Source organism: Burkholderia sp. Z1 (assembly GCF_014893795.1).
In the GTDB taxonomy this organism is placed as follows: domain Bacteria; phylum Pseudomonadota; class Gammaproteobacteria; order Burkholderiales; family Burkholderiaceae; genus Burkholderia; species Burkholderia theae.
Window position 1 is genome coordinate 2,173,751 of record NZ_JACFYL010000001.1, and the last position, 20,564, is coordinate 2,194,314.

The 20,564-nt window shown below is 66.7% G+C and carries 19 protein-coding genes and 1 other RNA gene; 2 read left to right on the forward strand and 18 right to left on the reverse strand.

All coding sequences use genetic code 11. The annotated features are described in order from the left end of the window. From bamB to ndk, 7 genes are all read right to left on the reverse strand, one after another. The gene (gene bamB / locus H3H55_RS10020) at window positions 1–1,146 is read right to left on the reverse strand and encodes an outer membrane protein assembly factor BamB (protein ID WP_048246911.1); all 1,146 of its coding nucleotides are present in this window, start codon (window positions 1,144–1,146) and stop codon (window positions 1–3) included. 41 nt (window positions 1,147–1,187) lie between these two features. Further along, entirely contained in the window at window positions 1,188–1,817 is a 630-nt protein-coding gene (locus H3H55_RS10025; RefSeq protein WP_193098504.1) for a tetratricopeptide repeat protein, read from the reverse strand. Between the two features lie 55 nt (window positions 1,818–1,872). After that, window positions 1,873–3,213, reverse strand: a complete 1,341-nt coding sequence (gene hisS, locus H3H55_RS10030) for a histidine--tRNA ligase (protein WP_129512275.1) — start codon at window positions 3,211–3,213, stop codon at window positions 1,873–1,875. Between the two features lie 16 nt (window positions 3,214–3,229). Further along, window positions 3,230–4,534, reverse strand: a complete 1,305-nt coding sequence (gene ispG / locus H3H55_RS10035; RefSeq protein ID WP_048246905.1) for a flavodoxin-dependent (E)-4-hydroxy-3-methylbut-2-enyl-diphosphate synthase — start codon at window positions 4,532–4,534, stop codon at window positions 3,230–3,232. A gap of 112 nt (window positions 4,535–4,646) precedes the next feature. Beyond that, window positions 4,647–5,666 carry a helix-turn-helix domain-containing protein gene (locus H3H55_RS10040; RefSeq protein ID WP_193098505.1) on the reverse strand — a complete coding sequence of 340 codons (1,020 nt, stop codon included), beginning with the start codon at window positions 5,664–5,666 and terminating at the stop codon, window positions 4,647–4,649. A 178-nt stretch (window positions 5,667–5,844) separates the two neighbouring features. After that, window positions 5,845–6,984, reverse strand: a complete 1,140-nt coding sequence (gene rlmN, locus H3H55_RS10045; RefSeq protein WP_193098506.1) for a 23S rRNA (adenine(2503)-C(2))-methyltransferase RlmN — start codon at window positions 6,982–6,984, stop codon at window positions 5,845–5,847. A 55-nt stretch (window positions 6,985–7,039) separates the two neighbouring features. Next, on the reverse strand, window positions 7,040–7,465 hold the full coding sequence (ndk, locus tag H3H55_RS10050; RefSeq protein ID WP_047900843.1) for a nucleoside-diphosphate kinase: 426 nt from the start codon (window positions 7,463–7,465) through the stop codon (window positions 7,040–7,042). A 249-nt stretch (window positions 7,466–7,714) separates the two neighbouring features. Here ndk and H3H55_RS10055 point away from each other — a divergent pair, with 249 nt between their 5' ends. Continuing rightward, the gene (locus tag H3H55_RS10055; RefSeq protein WP_006484459.1) at window positions 7,715–8,413 is read left to right on the forward strand and encodes a Bax inhibitor-1/YccA family protein; all 699 of its coding nucleotides are present in this window, start codon (window positions 7,715–7,717) and stop codon (window positions 8,411–8,413) included. Window positions 8,414–8,476: 63 nt separating this feature from the next. Here the strand turns inward: H3H55_RS10055 and rlmD are convergent, their stop codons facing one another. Beyond that, window positions 8,477–9,931 (reverse strand): 23S rRNA (uracil(1939)-C(5))-methyltransferase RlmD, encoded by a 1,455-nt coding sequence (rlmD, locus tag H3H55_RS10060; RefSeq protein ID WP_048246899.1) that lies wholly within the window; start codon window positions 9,929–9,931, stop codon window positions 8,477–8,479. 162 nt (window positions 9,932–10,093) lie between these two features. On the opposite strand from rlmD, the gene H3H55_RS10065 reads away from it, so the two are divergent. Beyond that, complete coding sequence (locus H3H55_RS10065; protein WP_193098507.1) at window positions 10,094–10,948, forward strand: endonuclease/exonuclease/phosphatase family protein; 855 nt, start codon at window positions 10,094–10,096, stop codon at window positions 10,946–10,948. A 33-nt stretch (window positions 10,949–10,981) separates the two neighbouring features. Here the strand turns inward: H3H55_RS10065 and H3H55_RS10070 are convergent, their stop codons facing one another. The 10 genes from H3H55_RS10070 to ffs form a co-directional block, all read right to left on the reverse strand. Then, window positions 10,982–11,758, reverse strand: coding sequence for a 3'-5' exonuclease (locus tag H3H55_RS10070; protein ID WP_193098508.1), 777 nt, complete (start codon window positions 11,756–11,758; stop codon window positions 10,982–10,984). 3 nt (window positions 11,759–11,761) lie between these two features. Further along, window positions 11,762–12,850: an RNA polymerase sigma factor RpoS gene (gene rpoS, locus H3H55_RS10075; protein ID WP_129512281.1), complete on the reverse strand. Its 1,089-nt coding sequence runs from the start codon at window positions 12,848–12,850 to the stop codon at window positions 11,762–11,764. An 11-nt stretch (window positions 12,851–12,861) separates the two neighbouring features. Further along, window positions 12,862–13,749 (reverse strand): peptidoglycan DD-metalloendopeptidase family protein, encoded by an 888-nt coding sequence (locus H3H55_RS10080; RefSeq protein WP_193098509.1) that lies wholly within the window; start codon window positions 13,747–13,749, stop codon window positions 12,862–12,864. 5 nt (window positions 13,750–13,754) lie between these two features. Further along, complete coding sequence (locus tag H3H55_RS10085; RefSeq protein ID WP_193098510.1) at window positions 13,755–14,687, reverse strand: protein-L-isoaspartate(D-aspartate) O-methyltransferase; 933 nt, start codon at window positions 14,685–14,687, stop codon at window positions 13,755–13,757. Then, the gene (surE, locus tag H3H55_RS10090; RefSeq protein ID WP_193098511.1) at window positions 14,684–15,445 is read right to left on the reverse strand and encodes a 5'/3'-nucleotidase SurE; all 762 of its coding nucleotides are present in this window, start codon (window positions 15,443–15,445) and stop codon (window positions 14,684–14,686) included. Before surE ends, H3H55_RS10085 begins: the two co-directional genes overlap by 4 nt. 115 nt (window positions 15,446–15,560) lie before the next feature. Further along, complete coding sequence (locus tag H3H55_RS10095; protein ID WP_193098512.1) at window positions 15,561–16,766, reverse strand: CaiB/BaiF CoA transferase family protein; 1,206 nt, start codon at window positions 16,764–16,766, stop codon at window positions 15,561–15,563. Window positions 16,767–16,814: 48 nt separating this feature from the next. Continuing rightward, complete coding sequence (gene recR, locus H3H55_RS10100) at window positions 16,815–17,411, reverse strand: recombination mediator RecR (protein WP_034181272.1); 597 nt, start codon at window positions 17,409–17,411, stop codon at window positions 16,815–16,817. Window positions 17,412–17,442: 31 nt separating this feature from the next. Next, complete coding sequence (locus H3H55_RS10105; RefSeq protein WP_006482124.1) at window positions 17,443–17,769, reverse strand: YbaB/EbfC family nucleoid-associated protein; 327 nt, start codon at window positions 17,767–17,769, stop codon at window positions 17,443–17,445. A 92-nt stretch (window positions 17,770–17,861) separates the two neighbouring features. After that, complete coding sequence (locus H3H55_RS10110; RefSeq protein ID WP_193098513.1) at window positions 17,862–20,234, reverse strand: DNA polymerase III subunit gamma/tau; 2,373 nt, start codon at window positions 20,232–20,234, stop codon at window positions 17,862–17,864. Between the two features lie 127 nt (window positions 20,235–20,361). Then, an RNA gene (gene ffs / locus H3H55_RS10115) (signal recognition particle sRNA small type) lies at window positions 20,362–20,460 on the reverse strand. Between the last annotated feature and the right edge of the window lie 104 nt (window positions 20,461–20,564).

Sequence of the window (20,564 nt, forward strand, 5' to 3'; positions counted from 1 at the left end):
TCAGCGCGGACGGAACCCGTACAGGCCGCCGTCCTTCGTCTGCACGACGAGCGTATTGCCCGCGAGGACCGGCGCCGCCGTGATCGCGCTGCCGTCGGTCTTCATCCGGGCGATGAAGCTGCCGTCTTCGCGCGACAGGAAATGCACGAAGCCCTGGTAATCGCCCATCACGACCGCATGCCCGAGCAGATACGGCACGCCGACGTCACGGCTCTTCAGCTTGTCGTTGCGCCAGAGCTGGTTGCCGGAGGCCGCGTCGTACGCCGTCACGACCGACCAGTCGTCGCCGCCTGCGACAACCGAATCGTCCTGCGCAAGACCGCTGCGGCTCGAGAACGCCTTTTCCCACAGCGGGCGGCCCGAGTTCGCATCGAAGCAGCCGAGCTGACCCTGGAACGTCACCGCGCAGGCTTCCGCGCCCACGAGTGTCGGCGGGCCGCTGACGTCGTTGATGCGCTCGACCTCGGTCACCCCTTTCGGGAACGACACGGGCGTTTGCCAGAACGGATCGCCCGACTGCAGGTTGATCGCGACGAGGCCACCGCCGGGGAAGCCCGCCAGCACCGCCGCGTCGCCCGCGAACGTCATGCCGGCCGACACGCGCAGGTTCAGCGGTACCGCGCGGTTGCGGTAGTTCCACTTCTGCTCGCCCGTCTGCGCGTTGAACGCGATCACCTGGCCGTCAATCGTGCGGACAACCACGAGGCCGTTGCCGACGAGCGGCGGCGAGAAGATCTCGCCCTGCACGCTGGTCTTCCACAGTTGCTTGCCGTCCGGGCCCAGCACGAACACGCCGCCCTTCAGCGCGCCGACCGCGGTCAGGTTGCCGTCGCTGCCGACACCGGCCGACAGGTCGGAGTCGACCTTCGAGCGCCAGATCGTCTGGCCCGTCTTCGCGTCGATCTTCTCGACCGAACCGTTTTCGCCCGCCGCATAGACGGCGTCGCCCACGGCCACCGGCGAGAACAGGTAGCGCCCGCCCTTGCCGACGCTCGCCTTCCAGACCTGTTGCACGTCCATGACGGGCTTGAACTCGGTGAGCGGCGTCGGCACGCGGCGCGCGTCCTTCGACGACGAGCAGGCCGCCAATGCGAGGACAGCCGCCGCGCAGGCGACGGGCACAGCGTAACGTTTCAGCAAATTCATCGGTTAGCGAAGCAGAGTTAAGAGGTTGAGGGGACCGGGGTTCAGCCGCCGAGCGCGTCCAGCTTGAACTGTACGAGCTGGCGTGCAGACTGGTCGTCCTTCGACAGGCCGTCGAGCGCGAGCTTGTAAGCGGCGCGCGCATCGTCGGTCTTGCCTTGCGCGGCAAGCAGATCGCCGCGGCGATCGGCCACGAGGCCCTTGAATGCATCGACCGGCGTACCCGACAGCAGCGTGAGGCCCGCGTCGTACGCCTTCTCGTCGAGCAGCAGCGATGCGAGACGCAGCTTCGCGATCTGCTTGTACTCGTCGTCCTTGGCGTGATCGACGGCCCATTGCAGCTGCGCCTTCGCGCCTGCCGCGTCGCCTGCCGCGTACAGCACCTTCGCGGCGGAGAGCGCCGTCATCTGTGCATACGGCGTGCTGCTGAACTTGTCTTCCATGTCGGCAGCCGCGCGCGCCATCGTCGCCTTGTCGTTCGCGGCGGCGGCCTTCTGGACCTGCTCGTACAGCCCGGACGCCTCGGCAGCCTGACGCCGCTGCCAGTAGTTCCAGCCGTTGAAACCGGCCGCGACGACGAGCGCTGCGAGCACGATCCACGTGGTGAGGTTGCCCCAGCGGGCCCACCACGCCTTCAGACTTTCAATCGATTCTTGTTCGTCGTGATAACTCATCGGCGAGCGTTTCCTTCCTGTTCAGGCTTTTCTTGTCGAGCGGATGTCAGCGCGATCAGTCGTCGCCGTCTTCGGCGGATGCAACCATCGCATTGATTAGGAATTCGGTCAAGCTTTCGACCGGTACGGTCTGCTGAACGTTCTTTTCCCCTTCTTCGCCCGCACCGCGCAGCGCTTTCACGCCCACCGTGCCGTTCGCGACCTCTTCTTCGCCGAAGATCACCGCGAACGCGGCGCCGCTTGCGTCGGCCCGCTTCATCTGCGACTTGAAGCTTGCCGTCGCGCCGTCGGCGCTGCAGTGGAAGATCACGTCGAGGCCCGTGTCGCGCAGGCGCTCAGCAGCGATGAACGCCTGTTCGCGCGCGGTCTCGCCCTGGTGCACGACATACACGTCGACACCTTCCTGCTCGGGCGCGAGATCCTCTTCCTTCAGCAGTTCGAGGATACGCTCGATGCCCATCGCCCAGCCGCACGCGGCGGTCGGCTTGCCGCCGAGCTGCTCGATCAGCGGATCGTAGCGGCCGCCGGCCGCGACCGTGCCCTGCGCGCCGAGCTTGTCGGTCACCCACTCGAACACGGTCAGGTTGTAATAGTCGAGGCCACGCACGAGGCGCGGGTTGATCTTGAACGGAATGTTGTTCGCGAGCAGCAGGCGCTGCAGCCCGTCGAAGTGCGCACGCGATTCGTCGCCGAGGAAGTCGATCAGCTTCGGCGCGTTCTGCGCAATCTCCTGCAGCGCGGGATTCTTCGTGTCGAGCACGCGCAGCGGGTTCGTATACAGACGGCGCTTCGCATCCTCGTCGAGCACGTCGGCAAACTGCTCGAGGTACTTGATCAGTTCGACGCGGTGCGCGGCGCGCTCTTCGGCGAGACCGAGCGAGTTGATCTCGAGCTTGATGCCGGTCAGGCCGAGGTCGTCCCACAGGCGCTGGCACATCATGATGATCTCGGCATCCGCATCGGGACCCGCGAAACCGAGTGCCTCGACACCGACCTGGTGGAACTGGCGATAGCGGCCGCGCTGCGGGCGCTCGTGGCGGAACATCGGACCGATGTACCACAGGCGCTTCGGGCCGTCGTACAGCATGTTGTGCTCGATCGACGCACGCACGACGGCCGCGGTGTTTTCCGGGCGCATCGTCAGGTTCTCGCCGTTCAGCGCGTCGGTGAAGCTGTACATCTCCTTCTCGACGATGTCCGTGACTTCGCCGATGCCGCGCGTGAAGAGCTGCGTATGTTCGACGATCGGCGTGCGGATGTTCTGATAGCCATAGGCGCGCAGCAGCGATTTCACCGTGGCTTCGAAGAACTCCCAAAGACCGGCATCCTGCGGGAGGATGTCGTTCATGCCCTTGACGCCGGCGAGCTTCTCGATCTTGCGTTTCTGTTCAGTCATCGTGTGTGTGGACGAATTAATTCAGGGCCTCGGTACGGCCGTAATTGCGTGCGACGTAGTCGCTGACGATCTGCTGGAATTCCTCGGCGATCCGCTCGCCGCGCAGCGTCTTGACCTTCTCGCCGTCGATGAAGACGGGCGCGGCCGGGTTCTCTCCCGAACCCGGCAGGCTGATGCCGATGTTCGCGTGCTTCGATTCGCCCGGACCGTTGACGATGCAACCCATCACCGCGACGTTCATCTTCTCGACGCCCGGATACTCCTTGCGCCACGCGGGCATCTGCTCGCGCAGGTAGGTCTGGATCTGCATCGCGAGTTCCTGGAACAGCGTGCTCGTCGTACGGCCGCAGCCCGGGCACGCGATCACCATCGGCGCGAACGAGCGCAGACCCATCGTCTGCAGGATTTCCTGGCCGACGATCACCTCGCCCGTGCGCGATGCGCCCGGTTCCGGCGTCAGCGAGATGCGGATCGTGTCGCCGATCCCTTCCTGCAGCAGCACGCCGAGCGCGGCCGTCGATGCGACGATGCCCTTCGAGCCCATGCCGGCCTCGGTCAGCCCGAGGTGCAGCGCGAAGCCGCAGCGGCGGCCGAGTTCGCGGTAGACGGCGATCAGGTCCTGCACGCCGCTGACCTTGCACGACAGGATGATGCGGTCGCGGCCGAGACCCAGCTCGACCGCACGCTCGGCCGAGCCGATCGCCGACTGGATCAGCGCCTCGTACATCACGCTCTGCGCGTCCCACGGCTGCGACCGCGCGCCGTTCTCGTCCATCATGCGCGCGAGCAGGTCCTGGTCGAGGCTGCCCCAGTTCACGCCGATCCGCACGGGCTTGTCGTACTTGGCCGCGGCTTCGATCATTTGCGCGAACTGCGTATCGCGCTTCGCGCCCTGGCCGACGTTGCCGGGATTGATCCGGTACTTCGACAGCGACTCCGCGCAGCCCGGGAAATCGCGCAGCAGCAGATGGCCGTTGTAGTGGAAATCGCCGACGAGCGGCACGGTCACGCCCATCCGGTCGAGCTGCTCGCGGACCGCCGGCACGGCGGCGGCGGCCTCCGGCGTGTTGACCGTGATGCGCACCAGTTCGGAGCCCGCATTCGCGAGTTCCTTGATCTGGATCGCCGTACCGATCGCGTCGGCCGTATCGGTATTCGTCATCGACTGCACGCGCACCGGCGCGGCGCCGCCAATCGTCACGAGCTGTCCGCCCCAGCGGACATCCACCGCATGCGACACGCGGCGCGGCTGATGCCCGCCGAACACCGGCTCGGTTGAACAAATCTGACTGCTGCGTGGGGATTGGGCTTCGGATTGCATCGATAGATCCATTTACGCGGAATGCGCCGCAACGCAGCGCATGAATTGAAAAAGCGCCGTGCCCTCACGGCCTGCCGATATCGACGACAGGCCTTCGCCACGGCGCTTGACGTCAGGGCAACGTGAACCGCGCCACATTACCCCGCGCTGCCGAATATTTTGCCGGATCGACAGGTTTTCCGTCGAACGCGACCGCGTCGAGGCCTGCCTTGTTGCCGATCGTGACCTTGAACGGCCCGTCGCCGGCGACCTGCTTCGTCTCGCCGGCCCGCACCAGCGCCGAGAACAGCTCCTTGCCGTTCTTGTCGCGCACGCTGAACCAGCAATCCTGCTTGACCTTCAGTTCGACCATCGACTGACCTGCCGCGACCACGACGCTCGCCGGCTCGGCCGGCGCGGCGGCGCTCGCCGCCGTCGTTGCCACGACGGGCTGCGACGCAGGCGCCGTCACGGCCGGTGCCGCGGGCGCCGGGACAGCGGATGCAATCGCCTGCACGGCGCCTGCGGACGTCGAAGCCGGGGCCGGAACCTCATTGGCGACCACCGCCGACGCGCCACTCGCGGCCACATCTTCGACGGACGACGAGGAGGCAGCCGGCGCGCTCGCGGCCGACGCATGCTCCGTGTCACCGCCCTTGAAGCGCGCGAGCAGGCTCGACGAATCGCCGCCAGTGTGCCACATCAGTACGGCAACCACCGCGACGACGACGATCGCCGTTCCCCACAGCCACGGGTGGTGACGCGACGAGCCGCCCAGCGGAATCGACACGCGGCCGCGTGGCAGGTCCGTCCCGGACGACGCAGGCATCGACAGATCGACTTCCGGCACCCCGCGCTCACGGCGCAACGCCTGCGCGAACGGTTCCGGATCGACGCCGAGCATCTTCGCGTAGCTGCGCACGACACCGAGCGCGAACGTCGCACCCGGCAAATGGCTGATGTCGCCAGCCTCGAGCGCCCGGAGCTTCTGTGGTGCGACCTTGAGTCGCGCCGACACGTCGTCGACCGTCCAGCCCTTCGTCTCCCGAAGCTGCGCCAGCCGGCTGCCGACCGCCGCCAGCGATTCCAGTCCCGCCGGTGCCGGCTTCGCGGCATTCGTCTCTGCGCCGTTAGACGGCTGCGGCTCACTCATCCTTGTCCTCGCGTCGATTCTTCTTCACTGGCGAGCGCCGCCGGCTTCCACCGGCCGGCACCCGCAACTGTCCATACCATGCGCGGCGCCGTGGCGCCGCGACCGATCGCTGTTCGCGTGTTGTACTGCCAAAAGGTTCGGGCATCCCCGGACAGGCATCCCCGACTAGGCGTCCCCGTCAAATTGCCCGAACTTCGATGATTTTTGCTGCTGCGCCCGTTCGTTCCGCGAGGCGCGTGCGGTCCTTCACCGCGCCGGCCAGCTGGCCGCACGCGGCATCGATATCGTCACCGCGCGTCTTGCGCACGGTCGTGACGACACCCGCGTCGATGAGGATCTGTGCAAAGCGCTTGATCTGCTCCGACTTCGAGCGGAGGAGGCCCGATTCCGGAAACGGATTGAACGGAATCAGATTGAACTTGCACGGCACGTCACGCGTGACGGCCAGCAATTCGCGCGCATGCGCTTCGGTGTCGTTGACGCCGTCCAGCATGCAGTATTCGAAAGTAATGAAGTCACGCGGCGCGACTTTCAGATAGCGCTGGCACGCAGCCATCAGCTCGCGGAGCGGGTACTTCTTGTTGAGCGGCACCAGCTCGTCGCGCAGCGCATCGTTCGGCGCGTGCAGCGAAACGGCCAGCGCAACCGGCAACTCGGCGCCGAGGCGGTCCATCATCGGCACCACGCCGGACGTCGACAGCGTGACGCGGCGGCGCGACAGGCCGTACGCGTTGTCGTCGAGCATCAACCGCATCGCGGGCACGACCGCGCTGTAATTCAGGAGCGGCTCGCCCATGCCCATCATCACCACGTTGGTGACGACCCGTTCGGCCTTGCCGTTCGGGCCGGGCGCGCGGCCCAGCGACGCTCGCAATGCAAATTCGGCCATCCGTAGCTGGCCGATGATTTCGGCTGTCGACAGGTTGCGGGAGAAACCCTGCTTGCCCGTCGAGCAGAAGCGGCAGTTGACCGCGCACCCGGCCTGCGACGACACGCACAGCGTGCCGCGCGTCTCTTCCGGGATGAACACGGTTTCGACCGCATTGCCGTTTCCAACGTCGATCAGCCACTTGCGCGTGCCGTCGGTGGAAACGTGATCGCTGGCGATATCCGGCATCACGATCGACGCGCGGCCCTTGAGCTTTTCTCTCAAGGACTTCGCGAGATCGGTCATGCCGTCGAAATCGCCGGCGTTGTACTGATGGATCCAGCGCTGCAACTGCTTGGCGCGGAACGGCTTCTCGCCCAGGCTGCCGCAGTACGCGACAAGACCCTCGGCATCGAAGTCGAGAAGATTGACGGAAGTTTCGCTCGTCATGATGTGCTGCCTTGCCGCGTGCGCTGAATCCTGCCTACTTGCTGTCAGCCAGGGCTTAACGCGAGTAAACGTTCATTTCCGGGAAGAAGAACGCGACTTCGACGGCAGCCGTTTCAGCTGCGTCCGAGCCGTGCACGGCGTTCGCGTCGATGCTGTCTGCGAAGTCGGCGCGGATCGTGCCCTGTTCCGCCTTCTTCGGATCCGTTGCGCCCATCAGGTCGCGGTTCTTCAGGATCGCGCCTTCACCTTCCAGAACCTGGATCATCACCGGGCCCGAGATCATGAAATCGACGAGGTCCTTGAAGAACGGACGCGCTGCGTGAACCGCGTAGAACTTCTCTGCGTCAGCACGCGACAGGTGTGCCATGCGCGATGCGACGATCTTCAGGCCGGCGCCTTCGAAACGGCTGTAGATCTGGCCGATCACGTTCTTTGCCACAGCGTCCGGCTTGATGATCGACAGGGTGCGCTCGATTGCCATAAAAACTCCAAAAAATTAAGAAGTTACAGGTTCAAATGAATCCGCTATTGTAGCACGATCCCGTGTATCATTGCGATTGAACCCTTACACATGTGAAAGGTTCCGAATCCATATGTTTTGCGCCGTGCAGCCATTGAAACCTCCCGGCGCGGAACGTATCTTAGCCATAGCTGCTCCGGTTTGCTGCGCCGCACACCGCGCGCGCCGAACCGGCCCCGGACGCCCATGCGTTCAATGTTAGGAGAAACCATGAACGACTATCCGTACAATTTCGGCCGTGGCGGTTCCGTCAGCACCGCCGAGGTTCGCAACCGCGTGCTGCGGAACACGTACTGGCTGCTCGCGCTGTCGATGGTGCCGACCGTGCTGGGCGCCTGGGTCGGCGTCGCGACGGGCTTCTCGCTGTTCGCGGCCACGAGCCCGATGATGAGCCTGCTCGCGTTCTTCGCGATCGCGTTCGGCTTCATGTTCGCGATCGAGCGGACGAAAAACAGCGCGGCCGGCGTGTTCGTGCTGCTCGGCTTCACGTTCTTCATGGGCCTGATGCTGTCGCGGCTGCTGAGCTTCATCCTCGGCTTCTCGAACGGCCCGTCGCTGATCATGCTCGCGTTCGGCGGCACCGGCATCATCTTCGCCACGATGGCGACGATCGCCACGGTCAGCAAGCGTGATTTCTCGGGCCTCGGCAAGTGGCTGTTCATGGGCGTGATCGTGATCCTGCTCGCATCGGTCGCGAACATCTTCCTGCAACTGCCGGCGCTGATGCTCACCGTGTCGGTGCTCGCGATCGCGATCTTCTCCGCGTACATGCTGTTCGACGTCCAGCGTGTCGTGAACGGCGGCGAGACGAACTACATCTCGGCGACGCTCGCGATCTACCTCGACCTGTACAACGTGTTCACGAACCTGCTCGCGCTGCTCGGCATCTTCGGCGGCAACCGCAACTGACGTTCGCCACGCACCATGAAAAAACCGGCCTTCAGGCCGGTTTTTTTACGTCTGTCGCCCGGCTCAGTCGCGCTCGAACAGCGCGATCGATTCGACGTGCGACGTATTCGGGAACATGTTCACGACACCGGCGCCCTTCAGCCGGTAGCCGGCCTCGTGCACGAGCAGGCCCGCGTCGCGCGCGAGCGTCGACGGGTTGCACGACACGTAGACGATGCGCTTCGGCAGCGGGCCTTCGCCGCTCTGCGCGATCTCGGCCAGCGCCTTCGACACCGCGAGCGCACCTTCGCGCGGCGGGTCGATCAGGTACTTGTCGAATGCGCCGAGCGCACGGAGGTCGTCGCCCGTCACTTCGAACAGGTTCCGGCACGCGAACGTCGTGTGCCCGTCCACACCATTCTCTCGCGCGTTCGCCAGCGCACGCGTCGTCAGCGTGTCGCTGCCCTCGATGCCCATCACTTCGCGCGACAGGCGCGCGAGCGGCAGCGTGAAGTTGCCGATCCCGCAGAACAGGTCGAGCACGCGGTCGTCGCGCGACGGCGCGAGCAGGCGCAGCGCGCGGCCCACCAGCACGCGGTTGATCTGATGGTTGACCTGCGTGAAGTCGGTCGGCTTGAACGGCATGCGGATGCCGAATTCCGGCAGCGTGTAGTCGAGCGACACGTCGAGCGGATAGAACGGCGTCACCGTGTCTGGGCCTTTCGGCTGCAGCCAGAACTGCACCTTGTGCTCGTCCGCGAACGCGCGCAGCAATGCTTCGTCGTCCGCGTTGATCGGCTCCAGCACGCGCAGCACAAGCGCCGTGACCTCCGAGCCGACCGCCAGCTCGATCTGCGGCATCCGATCGCGGATCGACAGCCCCTCGACGAGCCGGCGCAGCGGCACGAGCATCGCCGACACATGCGGCGGCAGCACTTCGCAGCTCGTCATGTCGGCCACGTAACTGCTCTTCTTCTCGTGGAACCCGACCAGCACGCCGCCCTTCTTCACCACGTTGCGCACGGTCAGGCGCGCACGGTAGCGATAGCCCCACGACGGGCCGTGGATCGGCGCGAACATCGTTTCCGCGCGCAGCTTCGCCAGGTGCCACAGGTTGTCCTCGAGCACACGCTGCTTGACCGCCACCTGCGCGCGCATGTCGAGATGCTGCATCGAGCAGCCGCCGCAGGTACCGAAGAACTTGCATTTCGGCTGGGTGCGCATCACGCTCGGGCGCAGAATATCGACAACCGTCGCCTGCTCGTAGCTCGGCTTGCGGCGGTAGCTCGAATAGGTCACGCGCTCGCCCGGCAGCGCCCCCTCGACGAAGATGACCTTGCCCGGCTCGCCGTCCTCGGTGATCGTGCGGCCGACACCGCGCGCTTCCATGTCGAGCGATTCGATCTCGAGAACCGGGGCGATCCCGGGCGCGACGGGCGCATTTTTCGATTTGCGCGCAGAAGTGGGGACGGCTTCGGACACCAGCTTTTCCTGACAAACGTTGAAGAAGGCGAGATTGTAGACGACGAAAGCCCGCATCGGCCGCTTTGCATGGGGCAAGCGTCGACACTTAAGCATAGACGGCCCTGCATCGCGCCGGAACGGCCAGGCAGGCGGCTCGGGCAGGCCCGCGGCCGGCGGGCCGCGGCGCCAATCGGGAGCGGTGCGCGGCCCGGCATCCGCGCGGCAGGAGATTCGACCATGCGACTGATCGACTGGAACATCCAATGGGGCCGGGACGCGGACGGCGTCGTCGACCTCTCGCGCACCGTCGCGGCGATCCGCCGACTCGGCGATTTCGACGTGCTGTGCCTGCAGGAAGTCACACGCGGCTTCGGCGCACTGTCCGGCCGGCCCGGCCCCGACCAGTTCGCCGAACTCGCGGCGCTGCTGCCCGGCTATACGATCGTCGAAGCCATCGGCGCCGACCTGCCGGCCATCGAACCCGGCGCACTGCGTCGCCAGTTCGGCAATGCGATCGCGACCCGGCTGCCGATCGGGCGCGTGCTGCGCCAGTTGCTGCCGTGGCCGGCCGATGCCGACGCGCCGTCGATGCCGCGCGTCGCGCTCGACGTCGAGTTGCAGGCGCCGTTCGGCCCGTTGCGCGTGGTCACCACGCATCTCGAATACTATTCGGCGCGCCAGCGGCTGGCGCAGGTCGACGCATTGCGCGACCGGCATCGCGAAGCCTGCACGCATGCGGAACAACCGGCGCCCGCCGAAACCGCCGAGGGGCCGTTCAGCGCGACCGGCCAGCCGCGCGACGCGATCGTCTGCGGCGATTTCAACAGCGCGTTCGGCAGCGACGCATATCGGCGCTTCCTGGAGCCGATCGCCGACGCCCCGTGCTTCGTCGACGCATGGGCCGCGCGGCATTCCGGCAGCCCGCCGCCGCCGACGGCGGGCGTCTACGATACGGTGCAATGGTCGGAGGGGCCGCTGGTGTGCGACTTCGTGTTCGTGACCGACACGCTGCTGCCGCGCGTCACGCGGTGCGAGATCGACGGCGATACGCGCGCATCGGACCACCAGCCGGTGCTGCTCGAACTCGCTTGATCGCGCGGGCCGCCGGCGGCGCCGCCGCCCGCACTACGCGTCGAAACCGGCCAGGTATTCGACCCAGTGCGACGCCGGTTCCAGCGCGAGCGCGTTCTTCACGAGCAGGATCTCGTCCGCATACTCGCTCGGCGTCAGGCCGCCGCGCATCAACTGGAACCGGCAGTACAGCAGGTACGTATTGACGACGTCGGTCTCGCAATAATTGCGGATTTCCTCTATCCGCCCTTCCCGGAACGCCGGCCACACCTGGCTGCCGTCCATCCCGAGCTTGCCCGGAAAACCGCACATCTTCGCGAGCGCGTCGAGCGGCGCGTTCGCGCGCGCCTGATACATCGCGAGTACGTCCATCAGGTCGGTGTGCCGCGAGTGATAGCGCGAGATGTAGTTGTTCCACTTGAATTCACGGTCGTCCTCGCCGAGATCCCAGTAGCGGGTCGCGGGAATGCCGTGCACGAGCGCGCGGTAATGGAGCACCGGCAGATCGAAGCCGCCGCCGTTCCACGACACGAGCTGCGGCGTGTATTTCTCGATCACGCGGTAGAACGACTGGATCAGCGTCGCTTCGTCGTCCTGCGGCGTGCCGAGCGAGCGTACGCGAAAGCCGTTGTTGTCGCGGAACACACACGAAATCGCCGCGATGCGCTGCAGGTGGTGCGGCAGGAAATCGCCGCCGGTCTTCTCGCGGCGTGCGGCGAACGCATGTTCGGCCACCGCGGCATCGTCGAGCGTCACGGGCAGGTCTTCCAGACGGCGAATGCCGTCGACATCGGGGATCGTCTCGATGTCAAAAACAAGAATCGGAGTCATCAGTTACAGAACGGCGTCCTTGCGCACGCCGTTGGAGGCAAAGAACCGCTTGAGGCGCACCAGCGCTTCCTGCTGGATCTGCCGCACGCGCTCGCGCGTGAGCCCCATCTCGTCGGCCAGCTCCTCGAGCGTCGCCGGTTCGATGTGGTTCAGGCCGAAGCGGCGCTCGATCACGTGCCGATGCTTGTCGGACAACCGCGACAGCCAGGCACGCGTCAGCGTCTCGAGCTCGCGGTGCTGCACCTCGGCATCGGGCGACTGGCTCTGGTCGTCGGGCAGCAGATCGAGCAGGCTGCTCGCGGGATCGAGATCGAGCGGCGCGTCGAGCGACGCCGTGTGCTCGTTCAGCGCGAGGATGTCGGTGACTTCCTCTGCGGTCTTGCCGGTGAGATAGGCGATGTCGTCGATGCTGGCTTCGCGGCGCTCGGCCGCCTCGCCCGTCGACATCGAATTCTTTTCGAGGTGGCGCTTCGCGCGCAGCACCTGGTTCAGTTCGCGGATCACGTGCACGGGCAGGCGCACCGTGCGAGCCTGGTTCATGATCGCCCGCTCGATGCTCTGCCGGATCCACCAGGTCGCATAGGTCGAGAAGCGGAAACCGCGCGTCGGGTCGAATTTCTCGATCGCGTGCATCAGGCCGAGATTGCCCTCCTCGATCAGGTCGAGCAGCGGCACGCCGCGATTCAGATACCCCTTGGCGATGCTGACGACGAGACGCAGGTTGCGCTCGATCATCACCTGCCGCGCCTCGAATTCGCCGGCCTTCGCGAGACGGGAATAACGCTGCTCCTCCTCGACGGTCAGCAGCGGCTTCACGCTGATGCGGTTCAGGTAATGCTGGATCGTGTCGGCCGTGAGTTCGGCCTGCAGCAGCGTGCGGAAATCGTCGACCTCGGGCGATACTTCCGAGCGGCCTTCGCGCTCGTCGTCGCCACCGTCCGCCTCGACGTCGCGTGCCTCGAGGTCACGCTCGTTTTCCGCGACGTCGTCTTCGTCGTCCGTCGAAGCGCCAGCTCGCCCCACCGATGCTTGCGTGGCACGACTGATCTTCTCAGACTCGGCTTGCGGCTCGTGGCGCTTCGATTTCGGCATGGTCGTCTCGGTTATTGAGGCGGCAAATACTTCAGCGGATCGACAGGCTTACCCTGCCGGCGAACCTCGAAATGCAGCATCACGCGGTCGGCATCGCTATTACCCATCTCGGCGATCTTCTGCCCCTTCGTTACCGCGTCCCCCTCTTTTACCATCAAAGCGCGATTGTGTGCATACGCCGTGAGGTAAGTTGCATCGTGTTTGATGATAATGAGGTTGCCGTAGCCGCGCAGGCCGTTGCCCGAGTAGACGACGCGGCCGTCGGCCGCCGCCTTCACGGCTTCGCCGGCCGTGCCGCCGATGTTGACACCCTTGTTCTTCGCGTCGTCGAACCCGTTCAGCACGGGGCCGCGCGCGGGCCACGCGAACGTCACCGGGCCGCTCGGGGCCGCCGCCGTGTCGCTCGATCCGGTGGCCGCAGCCGGCGGCGTCGCAAGCGTGGACGACGTGCCGGCAGCCGGCGTCGCGGGGCCGCTGCTCAGCGGCGCGGTTGCGACGCCTGCGCCCGTGATCGGCGCGGCAACCGGTGCGCCTGCAACCGCAGCGCCGCCCGGCGGCGCGACGCGCAGCAGCTGGTCGACTTCGATCTGGTTCGGGTTCGCCAGGTTGTTCCACGTGGCGATGTCGCGATAATTCTGCCCGTTCTCGAGCGCAATCCGGTACAGCGTGTCGCCCGGCTTCACACGGTAGAAACCAGGAGGCGGCGGGCCGAGCGGCACCGCGGGCTGCGCGGTGGCGGACGTGCCGAGCGACCCGGAGCGGTCGACGACGGGCGCGTTGTCGAGCCGCGTCGCACACGCGGCCAGTAGGGTGGAGAACGCTGCTACACAGATCGCGCGCTGGGCGAGCGTGAGCGGTTCCCTGGATCGGTTGTTTTGCATCGCGCGCAACATACTCATCGGTTTCAAATCACTCCGGATTTTAAAGGGACAAAGAAAACGCGATCAAGCCGTGACTCTCGCCATTGCGCGTGCGCGACGCGCTCGACGAGGGTGAGCACCTGGTGCTGCCCGCTCTGCGCGCCGACCGGCGCGACGAGCCGCCCGCCGATCGCGAGCTGCTCGAGCAGCGCCTGCGGCACGTCGAGCCCCGCCGCCGCGATCACGATCGCGTCGAACGGGGCCGCGGACGGCAGGCCGACACGCCCGTCGCCGTAGTGCAGACGGATGTTCGGCACGCGCAGCGGCCGCAGGTTCAGCTTCGCGCGCTCGTACAGCGGCTTGATGCGTTCAATCGAATACACGTCGCGTGCCACGTGGCTCAGCACGGCGGCCTGATAGCCGCAGCCCGTGCCGATCTCGAGGACGCGCTCGAGTGTGCGGCCAGCCATCGCGAGCTCGATCATGCGCGCGACGACCGACGGCTTTGAAATTGTCTGCTGGTGGCCGATCGGCAACGCGGAATCCTCGTAGGCCTGCGTCGCGAGCCCCGGATCCACGAACAGGTGGCGCGGCACCGCGGCCATCGCCTCCAGCACGCGCGCGTCGGTCACGCCGTTCGCGCGCAGCCGTTCGACCATCCGCTCGCGCACACGTTCCGACGTGAGCGCGAACGCGCCGGCCGGCGCGACGCTCGGCGCCGCCGGCTTCGGCAGCGCGGGCTTGAGTGCGGTCGGCTTCGGCGCGGTCGCTGGCTTCGCGGCGGCGGGACCGGGCAGCGTCGTTCGCACGGCGGCCGGCTTCACCGCAACCGGTTTCAGCACGGTCGCGGGCTTGTCGGCGGCCTTCGGCTTCGCGGCTGCCGCATGGCGATCGCCGGCCCGACCTTCCGACTTGCGTGGCGCTCGTTTGAGATCCTCGAGCGCGAGCGGGAACCGCTTCGCGCGCTCGCCGCTCATGAAGCCCGCCCTCCGGCGCGCGCCCATTCGCGCGTCGCGGGCAACATCTGCGTATGCGTGAGGTCGAGCTGCAGCGGCGTGATCGACACGAAACCGTTTGCGACGGCGTGGAAATCGGTGCCTTCGCTCGCGTCCAGCGCCTCGCCCGCCGCACCGATCCAGTAGACCGGCTCGCCGCGCGGGTCGGTCTGGCGAATCACCGGCTGCGACGGATGACGCTTGCCGAGGCGCGTGACCTTCCAGCCTTTCAGTTCGTCGTACGGCAGGTTCGGAATATTGACGTTCAGCAGCGGCTGACCCGGCAGCGGATGCGCGAGCGTGTGCTCGACGATTTCCGCGGCGACGCGCGCGGCGTCCGCCAGATGGACCCAGCCCTTGTCGGCCAGCGAGAATGCGATGGCCTGAACGCCGAACATGATGCCTTCGGTGGCCGCTGCAACTGTCCCCGAATAGAGCGTGTCTTCGCCCATGTTCTGGCCGTTGTTGATCCCCGACACAACGAGATCCGGCTTGGCGTCGGTCATCCCCGTCAACGCGACGTGCACCGAATCGGTCGGCGTGCCGTTCACGTAGAAGAAACCCGTACCCGTCGCGCGCTGCACCGACAGCGGCCGCGACAACGTCAGGGAATTCGACGCGCCGCTGCAGTTCTGCTCGGGCGCGATCACCGTGAGTTCGGCCAGCGGCCGCAGCGCTTCGCTGAGCGCGGCGAGACCGGGGGCAAGATAGCCGTCGTCGTTGCTGAGTAGGATTCGCATCCGGCGATTGTAACCGAGGAAAGATGGCGCGAGAGCGACAGTCCGGCGGCCGCGGATGGACGGCGCACGCATCCGCGCACGGTGCGCCGCCGCATTGCGCGGCGGCGTTCTGCGCTCAGATCGCGCCCGCGTCGCGCAGTGCGGCAATCGCCTGCGCGTCGTAGCCGAGGCCGCGCAGCACCTCGTCCGTATGTTCGCCGAGCTCGGGCCCGAGCCAGCGCGTTTCGCCCGGCGTGTCCGACAGCTTCGGCGTGATGTTCGGCAGCGGAATATCGGTGCCGTCGGCCAGCTTGAAGCGCTGGATCATCTGCCGCGCGACGAACTGCGGATCGGTGAACATGTCGGCGGCACTGTAGATGCGCCCGGCCGGCACGTCGGCCGCGTTGAGCACCACGAGCGCGTCGTCGATCGTGCGCGGCGCGAGCCACGCGGCGATCGCGTCGTCGATCTCCTGCGTGCGCGGCACGCGTCCGTCGTTTCGCGCGAGCGCGGGATCGTCGGCGAGGTCGTCGCGCTCGATCGCCTTCATCAAGCGCTTGAAGATCGGGTCGCTGTTGCCGCCGATCACGATGCTGCCGTCGCGGCACGCATAGGTATTCGACGGCACGATGCCCGGCAGCGACGCGCCGGTGCGCTCGCGCACCATCCCGTACACGCCGTATTCGGGCACCACGCTTTCCATCATGTTGAATACGGCTTCATACAGTGCAACGTCGACCACCTGCCCCGCGCCGCCATTGACCTTGCGGTGATGGAGCGCCATCAGCGCGCCGATCACGCCGTGCAGCGCGGCGATCGAATCGCCGATCGAGATGCCGATACGCGGCGGCGGCAAATCGGGATATCCGGTGATGTGGCGCAGCCCGCCCATCGATTCGGCGATCGCGCCGAAGCCGGGCCGGTCGCGATACGGGCCCGTCTGCCCGTAGCCGGACAGGCGCACCATCACGAGGCCCGGGTTGTCGGCCGACAGTACGTCGTAGCCGAGCCCGAGCTTTTCGAGCAGGCCCGGACGGAAATTTTCGATCACGATGTCGGCCTCGCCCGCGAGCTGCCGCGCGATCGCCTTGCCGGCATCGGATTTCAGGTTGAGCGTGACCGATTTCTTGTTGCGCGCCTGGACGGACCACCACAGCGACGTGCCGCCCTGCTCCGGGTGGAGCTTGCGCCACTTGCGCAGCGGGTCGCCGCCGTTCGGATCCTCGATCTTGATCACTTCCGCGCCGAATTCGGCGAACAGCCGCGACGCGAACGGCCCCGCGATCAGCGTTCCGAATTCGAGCACTTTGACGCCCGCGAGCGGGCCCTGGCTGGTGCTCATGTGTCTCCCTGGCATGAGGAACGGCGCCGCCCGCGGGCGGCGCCCGGCTTACATCGTGCGGCGGTCGAGCATCGCGCGGGCGATGGTGCCCGCGTCGACGTATTCGAGCTCGCCGCCCACCGGCACACCGCGCGCGAGGCGGGTGACCGCGAGCCCGCGCGCCTTCAGCGTCTGGCCGAGGTAGTGCGCGGTGGCTTCGCCCTCGTTCGTGAAGTTGGTCGCGAGCACGACTTCCTTGACGATTCCGTCGGACGCGCGTCGCACGAGGCGGTCGAAATGGATTTCCTTCGGGCCGATCCCGTCGAGCGGGCTCAGCCGCCCCATCAGCACGAAATACAGCCCGCGGTAAGTCATCGTCTGCTCGAGCATGATCTGGTCGGCAGGCGTCTCGACGACGCACAGCAGCGTCGGATCACGCTCCTCGTCGCTGCAGACCTCGCAGATCTGCGCTTCGGTGAAGGTGTTGCACTTCTCGCAGTGCTGCAGGTGCTCGGTCGCGAACAGCAGCGACCGGCCGAGCCGCTCCGCGCCCTCCCGATCGTGCTGCATCAGGTGAACCGCCATGCGCTGCGCGGATTTCGGCCCGACGCCGGGCAGCACGCGCAACGCTTCGACGAGAGCGGACAGGGCGGACGGCTGTTTCATACGGCGGCAAAAAGTGGCACGGACGCTGCGCTCAGAACGGCAGCTTGAAGCCCGGGGGCAACGGCAGACCCGACGTCATGCCGCTCATCTTTTCCTGCGACGTCGCTTCGGCCTTGCGCACGGCGTCGTTGAACGCAGCCGCGACGAGATCCTCGAGCATGTCCTTGTCGTCCGCGAGCAGGCTCGGATCGATCGACACGCGACGCACTTCGTTGCGGCACGTCATCGTTACCTTGACGAGGCCGGCACCCGACTGGCCTTCGACTTCGATCAGCGCAAGCTGCTCCTGCATCTTCTTCATGTTTTCCTGCATTTGCTGCGCTTGCTTCATCAGTCCGGCGAGGTTGCCTTTCAACATGGGAATACTCCTTCTTGATCGTGTGAAAACCGGCACGCGGCGCGTGCCGGCCAATGTGTGGGCGTGATTGTGCCTGTCGGGGCGCGGTCAGTTCAATGCAGCGTCGGCGGCGCGCCGTCCGACGCCGAATCGGCGAGCGGACGCACCGAACCCTCGACGACGCGCGCACCGAAGTCGCGCACGAGCTGCTGGACGAACGGATCGCCGTGAATCTCCTGCTCGGCCTCGCGCTGGCGTGCCGCGCGCGCGGCCGCGTCGAGCGCCGCCGCGGTGCGCCGTGCGGGCCCGACCTCGACGACCACCTCGACCGGCTTGCCGAGCGCATCGGCCAGTGCGGCCTTCAGCTTCGCCACCTGTGCGGCCTCTGCATACTGCGGCACCGGCACGGAAAGTTTCAACGTCGTCGCATCGACGGCAGTCAGTTCGCTGTTGAACGCGAGCTGGTACGCGACGCCCTTGAGCGGCAGCCGTGCGGCCAGCGCCGGCCAGTCGCCGTCGAAGCCGACCGGATCCAGCGCGATCGCGGGCGGTAACGGTCGCGTGTCGACCGGTGCTGACGGACGAGCCTCCACCGGATTCGGCGTCACGCGCACGTCGTCGGGACCGCTGTCGAACACCGGTACGAAACCATCGTCGGGCGGGCCGCCGAACATCTCGTCGGCGCTGAGCGGCACGTAGTCGTCCGGCGGGATGTCTTCCCACGGCGGCGAGGCCTGGCGCGAATCGGCCGCCTGCGGCGCACGGGCGGCAGCGCGCGGCGTCGGCACCTGGACGGCAGGACGCGGCGCAGCCGGCTTCTCGGCGGCCGGCTGGGCCGCCGGCTTGGGCGCAGCGCCTGCGCGACCGCGGTCGGACGACACGCGCATCCCTGCATTGCGCAACACGTCGAGCGCGGCGGCAGCACCGCCTGCGCGTGCAGCCGGACGCGCAGCCGGCTCGGCCGGCACGGCGCGCGGCGCCGGTGCGGCAGGCGCAGCCGGTTCGTCGTTTCGCTGCGCAACGGCAACGGCAGCAGCGGCAGGCGGCTCGGATTCCTTGCGGGCGGGTGGCGGCGTATCGCTGGCCGGCGCCGCTTGCGGCACCGCATCCGCTTCCGGCTGCGGCGTTTCGATAACCTGCGCTTCAACCGCGGCCGGCGCGGACGCCTGGACGGCAGCCGGCTTCACGGCCGGCTGGCCTGCTGGATCGCCGGACAGCGCCGGTGCCGGTGCTGAACGCGCAACCGGCGCAGCGGGTGCAGCCGGTGCGGCAGCCTGCGCGCGCACTGCTTCAGCGGGTGCGACCGATACCGGCTTCGCTGCAGCGGCCGATGCGGCAGCGCGCGGGCCCGGCACGGCACGCGGCACGGACGGCTGGCCGCCCGGTGCACTGCCGGCGGCCACGGCCGGCTCGAATGCGAGCATCCGCAACAGCGTCATCGTGAAACCGGCGTACTCGTCCGGCGCAAGGCCGAGTTCCGCGCGTCCGACCGTCGCGATCTGATAGAACAGCTGAACCTGTTCGGGGCTCAGCGTCTCCGCGAAGCGGCGCAAGTCAGTCGCTTCCGGCCATTCGTCGAGCACCGAGCCCGGCGCGAACTGCGCCCAGGCGATCCGGTGCAGCAGGCTCGCGAGATCCTGCAGCGCGGTCGAGAACGACAGGCTGCGCAGCGACATCTCGTCGGCAATCGCGAGGATTTCCGGGCCGCTGCCGGCCGCGAGCGCGTCGAGCAGGCGCACCATGTAAGTCTGGTCGAGCGCGCCGAGCATGCCCGACACGGCCGACTCGGTCACCTCGTTCGCCGAATAGGCGATCGCCTGGTCGGTGAGGGACAGCGCATCGCGCATGCTGCCTTGCGCGGCGCGTGCGAGCAGTCGCAGCGCCTGCTGCTCGAAACTGATCTGCTCTTCGCCGAGGATCCGTTCGAGATGCGACACGATGTGCCCGGCCGGCATCTGCTTCAGGTTGAACTGGAGGCAGCGCGACAGCACGGTGACGGGAATTTTCTGCGGATCGGTCGTCGCGAGGATGAACTTGACGTGCGGCGGCGGCTCTTCGAGCGTCTTCAGCATCGCGTTGAACGCGTGATTCGTCAGCATGTGCACTTCGTCGATCATGTAGACCTTGAAGCGCGCATCGACGGGCGCGTACACCGCGCGCTCAAGCAGCGCGGCCATCTCGTCGACGCCGCGGTTGCTCGCCGCGTCCATTTCGACGTAATCGACGAAACGGCCCTCGTCGATCTCGCGACAGGCACGGCACACGCCGCACGGCTGCGACGTGACGCCGGTTTCACAATTGAGTGCCTTCGCGAAGATCCGCGACAGCGTCGTCTTGCCGACACCGCGGGTTCCGGTAAACAGATAGGCGTGATGGAGACGCCCGCCGTCGAGCGCGTGCGTGAGCGCCCTGACAACGTGCTCCTGGCCGACGAGCGAAGCGAAATCCTTCGGACGCCACTTGCGTGCGAGAACTTGATAGGTCATCGGGAAATTGTATCAGTAACGTTGCGTCGCGCCGACACGCGAAACAGTGCGGAAGTCGGGCAAAGTGCAGGTAAAACGGAGTGTGGCGCAGAAATGAAAATCGCCCGGCGAACGGGGCGAGAAGGAAGGTGACGAGCCCGACCCTCGGCACTGGCGGAAAACGATTGTGGCTGCTTCGTTCCCGACCTGACCAGGTTCACCGCCCCACCATGCGAGGAGGCCCGTCACGGCATATTCTATCACCGCTTCCGGATGAATGCGACCGTTTGTTCGCATCAATGCGAAAGGCCGGACAAAACCGGCGCGCGTCCGGCCGCGCGAATCGCATGC